The following is a 1,150-nucleotide window of genomic DNA, read 5'->3' as shown; positions in this document are numbered from 1 at the left end:
CAGCGCGAGGACGGCGGGACCGCGGCCGGTCCGGCTGGTGCTGGAGTCCTCCCCGAAGGTCACGTCGCGGACGTAGTGCTGTTTGACCTCGATGTGCCACTGGCCGCGGGCGAGATCGGCCAGCAGCGCGGGGCTGGCCTGGTCCGCGGTCGCATCAGTGATCGCGTAGATCGTCTCGTGGCTGGCTGGCTGGCCTTTCTGCCGGCGCCAGCGTCTGATCCGGATGGCCTGGGCCGCGTGTGGGAAGTCGAGGTGGGTGACGGTGGCGACCTTCAGGGTGCGGGTCTCCTCCCGGCCATGACCCCGGTCGCGGGTGAGGTCCGCGGTCGGGATCTCCGTCCACGGCAACGCGGCCAGGAACGCCCGTAGCTTCGGCTGGTTGTGTTTCGCGACCGCCAGGTAGTGGGCGTTCTTCCGGACGACGAGCCAGTCGAGGTTGGACCGCACCGTGTGCAGGGCATCGAACGACACGAACGCCCCGGCCAGCTCCAGGGGTGCCAGCAGCGCACGGAACTCGGTGGTCTCGTTGCTTTTCGCGTCGATCTCCCGCTGGCCGAGGAGCGCCCCGGCGCCGTGGGCGGCGACCCCGAGCAGGTGGACCTGGCTCCCGTCCGCGCGTTTCGCGCCTCGGCTGGTCTTCCCGTCCACCGCATACGCCCGCACTGGCACCGCCTGGTCCCCGGCAGGCGGACGAACCGGGGCGGACGGGACCGCATCGGTGAGGTCAGCCGGGGTGTCGGCCAGCGGCGGATCAAGCAACGCGGTGGCGAGCGCCTGGTCATCGACGGTGTTGAGGAACCGGCGGATCGTGGCCTCGTCCGGCAGCAGGTGCCCGTCCCACGGATTCCACGGCAGCCGTAACCGGACTCGTTCCGTCCAGCTCGTCGCCGCCAGCCACTCGGTCACCGCCGCGACCCGGTCATGCCCGGCCGCGGTCACCGCGCACAACCAGACCGCTGCCAGCACCGGAAGCGGATAGACCAGCCCTCGGGCGGACCGATGATCCGGTATCGCCGCCAACCGTTCCCAGATCCCCGCACGCGACACGGCCCCGGCTCCCACCACCACGGCCGCGGCACGGGACAATGCGCCCACAGACACGCCGCACTCCAGACCACGCAGACGTCAGTGGGCGTTCTGCACGCTTTCG

1 protein-coding gene is annotated in these 1,150 nt (G+C 71.0%); it reads right to left on the bottom strand.

Annotated elements, in window-relative coordinates:
• Positions 1-1,101: ISAs1 family transposase (locus KBI5_RS23630; protein WP_085016517.1), on the bottom strand; the 1,101-nt coding region annotated here is incomplete at its 3' end.
• Between the last annotated feature and the right edge of the window lie 49 nt (positions 1,102-1,150).

Source organism: Frankia sp. KB5 (assembly GCF_002099325.1).
GTDB classification, from domain to species: domain Bacteria; phylum Actinomycetota; class Actinomycetes; order Frankiales; family Frankiaceae; genus Frankia; species Frankia casuarinae.
The sequence above is the reverse complement of the archived record's forward strand: the minus strand, read 5'-3'. Positions and strand labels throughout refer to the sequence as shown.